Raw genomic sequence first — 4868 nt, 5'->3', positions numbered from 1 at the left:
CCGCTGGCCGCGGCCGGCGGGTCGGGGTTGCCGTTCGGGCCCTCCGGGTTGACGTAGATGAGGCCCATCTGGACCGCGCCCAGCGGGTTCTCCAGCTCGCGGTCGCCGGTGTAGCGCTCGTCGCCGAGCCAGGTGGTCTCGGGGCCCCAGTAGACGTCCTCGTCAGGCTCCCAGACGTCCGCGCGGCCGCCGGCGAAGCCGAAGGTCTCGAAGCCCATCGTCTCCAGGGCGACGTTGCCGGCGAGGATCATGAGGTCGGCCCACGAGAGCTTCTGGCCGTACTTCTTCTTGACCGGCCAGAGCAGGCGGCGGGCCTTGTCGAGGTTGCCGTTGTCGGGCCAGCTGTTGAGCGGGGCGAAGCGCTGCTGCCCGGCCCCGGCGCCGCCGCGGCCGTCACTGATCCGGTACGTGCCCGCGCTGTGCCAGGCCATCCGGATGATGAACGGGCCGTAGTGACCGAAGTCGGCCGGCCACCAGTCCTGCGAGGTCGTCAGCACCTCCGCGATGTCCCGCTTGACGGCCGGGAGGTCCAGGCTCTTGAACGCCTCGGCGTAGTCGAACTCCTGGCCGAGGGGGTTGGTCTCGGCGGGGTTCTTGGCGAGGATCCTCAGGTTGAGCCGCTCCGGCCACCACTGGCGGTTTCCGCCACCCTGAGTCGGATGCGGGGCGCGCTGGTGCGCGACCGGGCAGCCTGCGCCTTCCGCCTTCGCGTCAGTGACGATTGCATCATGGTTCTCAGACATGGGAATCCTTCCGGATTAGATCACGGTGCTCAGGAACTGCGGGCGGTGGAACATGCGGGGCACAGGCCCCAATAGATGACCTCGGCCTCGTCGATCGTGAAGCCGTGGGCGTCGGACGCGGTCAGGCAGGGCACCTCGCCCACCGCGCAGTCGACGTCGGCGACGACACCGCACGAGCGGCACACGACGTGGTGGTGGTTGTCGCCGATGCGTCCCTCGAACCGGGCCGGGCTGCCGGCCGGTTCGATACGACGTAGGAGTCCCGCCGCGGTGAGCGCGTGCAGGGCCTCGTAGACGGCTTGAAGGGAGACATGGCCGACACGGTCGCGCACCCCGGAGGCGATCGCCTCGACATCGAGGTGATCGCCCTCCCGGACGGTCTCGAGCAGCGCGACGCGGGCGGCCGTCACTCTCAGGCCTACACCGCGCAGCTCCTCGGCGGTGGTCTTCATAAACACGAACTATACAAGATAATGAATGATCCAAGTCTAGTGACGCGCCGGGAAACATTCCATGGACATGCGAAAAGGCCTGCCCCGCGCGCTGCGGGACAGGCCTCGGATCCGCGGCCGGGCGTCAGCCGGTGACGCTCGCCTCGTGAACCAGGTCGGTGAGGCGCTTGAGCTGGTCGGGGTCGGTCGAGGGCAGCACGCCGTGCCCCAGGTTGAACACGTGCCCCTCAGCCGCGCGGCCCTGGCGCAGCACCTCGCGCGCCTTGCGCTCGACGACCTCCCACGGCGCCAGGAGCACGGCCGGGTCGAGGTTGCCCTGGAGCGCCTTGCCGGGGCCGACCCGGCGGGCCGCCTCGTCGAGCGGCACCCGCCAGTCCACGCCCACCACGTCGGCCCCGGCCTCGCCGAGCACGCCGAGCAGCTCGCCCGTGCCGACGCCGAAGTGGATGCGCGGCACGTCCGTCACGCCCTCGAAGATCCGCCGCGTGTACGGCAGGACGAACTCCCGGTAGTCGGCCGGCGCCACCGCCCCCACCCAGGAGTCGAAGAGCTGCACCGCCGAGGCCCCCGCCGCGATCTGGATGCGCAGGTGCTCCAGCACGATCGTGGACAGCCGCTCCATGAGCGCGTGCCACAGCTTCGGCTCGCCGTACATCATGGCCTTGGTGTGATCGTGGTTCTTGGACGGGCCGCCCTCGATGAGGTAGGAGCCGAGCGTGAACGGCGCCCCGGCGAAGCCGATCAGCGGCGTGCCGCCCAGCTCGCCGGTCAGCGTGCGGATGGCCTCGGTGACGTACGGCACGTCGTCCGGCTCCAGCGGGCGCAGCGCGTCGATGCCCTTGGCGTCGCGGATCGGGTCGGCCACGACGGGGCCGACGCCCGGCTTGATGTCGAGATCGACGCCGATGGCCTTGAGCGGGACGACGATGTCGCTGAAGAAGACGGCCGCGTCCACGCCGTAGCGGCGCACGGGCTGCATGGTGATCTCGACGATCAGATCGGGCGTCGCGCAGGCGGTGAGCATCGGCACGCCCCCGCGGACCTTGTGGTATTCCGGCAGCGCCCGCCCGGCCTGGCGCATGTACCAGACCGGGGTGTGCGGGACGGGCTGGCGGCGGCAGGCACGCAGGAACGCTGAGTCGGCGAGGTTCACTCCACAAGGGTGCCATGACCGGGCGGCGGTCCCGACACTGGTGCGAGGTGTCGGAAAAACATCGATCGAACACCCCAAGTCATGATCAGATAGCCAGATGAAGGTTTACCGGTCTGCTCGGCATCGGCATCGCACGAGGGTCGAACACACCCCATGCCCGGCCAGAGTGCCGGTCTCGACTGGGCCAAATGTTCACCAACCCCCCGCGCGGCATCGATTCAGAGACCACTTTCGGGACACGCCGAGCGCGTTGCGGGGAAATGTCAGCGGCTCGTGCCAACGTCGGAGCCACGACCCGAAGAAAGGCCCCGGTTCGATGACTCGTGCGACTACCGCGTTGTGGACTTCCCCAGAGCGCCGCAATGAGCGCTGCCTGTCCTGTGCCGGCGAGCGGCTGTTCGAGCAGCCGCCGTGCCTCGACGGGCACGAGCCCGGCCACTGCCCGGAGTGGGCCTGCGTCGAGTGCGGTCACGCGATCGTCATCGGCACCGCCGAGTCCGTCCGACAGGTTCGCCAGCTGGTTACGGCAGCGGCTTGATCACGAAGGATGAGCACCCCTGTGGTCCCCTTCCGTCCGACTTCGACCTACGCTTCCGCTATGACACTCAGTGACCCGCCTCCTCCGCCCGCGGCGTTCACGCGCGCGGCGGAGAGCATGCGGTTGACCGAGGTCAGGCCGGAGATCGAGCTGGAGGAGCTGCCCGCGCCGCAGCGGCTGGCCCCCTACTCGTCGGCCATCGGCGCGTCGGTCTACCGCGACGACGAAGAGCTCGCGGTGGGCAGGCTGATCCTGCTCTACGACCCTGACGGCCAGCGCGGGTGGGAGGGCCCGTTCCGGCTGGTGGCCTACGTCAGGGCCGACATGGAGCCGGAGATCACCTCCGACCCGCTGCTCGGGCCGGTCGTCTGGAGCTGGCTGACGGAGGCTCTGGAGGCCCACCAAGCCGACTACTCCGCCGCTGGCGGTACCGTGACAAGAGCCGTGTCAGAGGGGTTCGGCAACAAAGCCGAAGACCCGGTCACGACCGAGCTCGAGCTACGGGCGTCCTGGTCACCCGCGCAGGAGGATCTCTCCGGCCACGTCGCCGCCTGGTGCGACCTCATGTGCCTGGCGGCGGGGATCCCGCCGCTCCCGCCCGACGTGGCCGCCCTTCCCCGCCGCCGTGATGATCCGGAGAGTGACCGTACGAAGTGAGGGCACCAGTCAAGACAGCACAAGCGTCATGAGGTCGGTGAACTCGTGACAGAAGAACATACCGTCGTGCCGCTCCTGGAGCCGCGCGAGGGCATTCCAGCGGTCATCGCGGACGCCGACGCGCTGACTGAAATCGTTTCGCGTTTCGCGGCGGGCAAGGGTCCCGTGGCGGTCGACGCCGAACGCGCCTCCGGCTATCGGTACGGCAACCGCGCCTACCTCGTACAGCTGCGCCGGGCCGGTGCCGGGACCGCGTTGATCGACCCGATCGCCTGCCCCGACCTGTCCGCGCTCGACGCGGCCGTGGCCGAGGCGGAGATCGTGCTGCACGCCGCCTCCCAGGACCTGCCGTGCCTGCTCGAGGTGGGGTTCAGGCCGCGGGAGATGTTCGACACGGAGCTGGCGGGGCGGCTGCTCGGCTACGAGCGGGTCGGACTCGGCACGATGGTCGAGACCGTGCTCGGGCTGCGCCTGGAGAAGGGACACTCGGCCGCCGACTGGTCCACCCGGCCGCTGCCGGAAGACTGGCTGCGGTACGCGGCCCTCGACGTGGAAGTGCTGGTCGAGCTCCGCGACGTGCTCCACCAGGAGCTGGCCGACAGCGGGAAGCTGGAGTGGGCGCGCGAGGAGTTCGCCGCCGTGCTCAACACTCCACCGCCCGTGCCACGGTCCGATCCCTGGCGGCGTACGTCGGGCATCCACAAGGTCCGGAACGTACGCGCGCTGGCGATCGTGCGGGAGTTGTGGACCATGCGTGACAGGATCGCCCGGGAGTCCGACCTGGCGCCGGGGCGGGTGTTGCCCGACGCGGCCATCGTCACCGCCGCGCTGGAGGGACCCCGTACCAAGAAGGCCTTGACCGAAATATCAGCATTCACCGGGCGTAGCGCTCGCCGCCACATGGGCGACTGGCTCGCCGCCGTCACCCGGGCCCGCGGACTGCCGGACAACCAGCTCCCGCAGCCGAGCACCCCGGGCGACGGACCACCACCGCCCAACCGCTGGGCCGACCGCGACCCGGCCGCCGCCAAACGCCTCGCCGCCGCGCGAGCGGTGGTGGCGGGGCTGGCCGAGCAGCACCACATGCCGACCGAGAACCTGCTCCAGCCGGACGCTGTCCGGCGGCTCACCTGGGAGCCGCCGGAGGAGATCACCGAGGAGACGGTGACGGGGCGGCTGCGCGAGCTCGGGGCCCGCGAGTGGCAGCTCTCCCTGACGGCCCACCCCATCACCAAGGCCCTGGGCCGCCTCGAAACCCGCGGCGACCTCTAACACCCCACACCTCACCGCAACGCGCCCCGACCCACCCGAACCCGGGTGATCGG

Annotated in this window: 5 protein-coding genes; 2 read left to right on the top strand and 3 right to left on the bottom strand. The window is 70.2% G+C overall.

What is annotated here, in order from left to right:
- From ACWDX9_RS60145 to hemE, 3 genes are all read right to left on the bottom strand, one after another.
- Nucleotides 1–743 (bottom strand): peroxidase family protein (locus ACWDX9_RS60145; RefSeq protein WP_449972850.1); only part of this gene is annotated, 743 nt, incomplete at its 3' end.
- Nucleotides 744–772: 29 nt separating this feature from the next.
- A complete protein-coding gene (locus ACWDX9_RS60140) occupies nucleotides 773–1195 on the bottom strand; it encodes a Fur family transcriptional regulator (protein WP_449972848.1) in 423 nt (140 codons plus the stop codon).
- Between the two features lie 124 nt (nucleotides 1196–1319).
- On the bottom strand, nucleotides 1320–2324 hold the full coding sequence (gene hemE, locus ACWDX9_RS60135; RefSeq protein ID WP_449972852.1) for a uroporphyrinogen decarboxylase: 1005 nt from the start codon (nucleotides 2322–2324) through the stop codon (nucleotides 1320–1322).
- Nucleotides 2325–2946: 622 nt separating this feature from the next.
- Between hemE and ACWDX9_RS60130 the strand changes: the two genes are divergently transcribed.
- Both ACWDX9_RS60130 and ACWDX9_RS60125 read left to right on the top strand, forming a co-directional pair.
- On the top strand, nucleotides 2947–3543 hold the full coding sequence (locus ACWDX9_RS60130) for a DUF3000 domain-containing protein (protein ID WP_355194488.1): 597 nt from the start codon (nucleotides 2947–2949) through the stop codon (nucleotides 3541–3543).
- Between the two features lie 45 nt (nucleotides 3544–3588).
- The gene (locus tag ACWDX9_RS60125) at nucleotides 3589–4815 is read left to right on the top strand and encodes an HRDC domain-containing protein (protein WP_449972846.1); all 1227 of its coding nucleotides are present in this window, start codon (nucleotides 3589–3591) and stop codon (nucleotides 4813–4815) included.
- Nucleotides 4816–4868: the final 53 nt, after the last annotated feature.

Source organism: Nonomuraea sp. NPDC003201, from assembly GCF_053590415.1.
Note: the sequence above shows the minus strand (reverse complement) of the source record. Positions and strands in the feature narration are given on the sequence as shown.

Excerpts from the sequence above, each read along its gene's own strand:
- ACWDX9_RS60140 (WP_449972848.1), bottom strand. The coding sequence starts at position 1,195 with ATGAAGACCACCGCCGAGGAGCTGCGCGGTGTAGGCCTGAGAGTGACG.
- ACWDX9_RS60130 (WP_355194488.1), top strand. The coding sequence starts at position 2,947 with ATGACACTCAGTGACCCGCCTCCTCCGCCCGCGGCGTTCACGCGCGCG.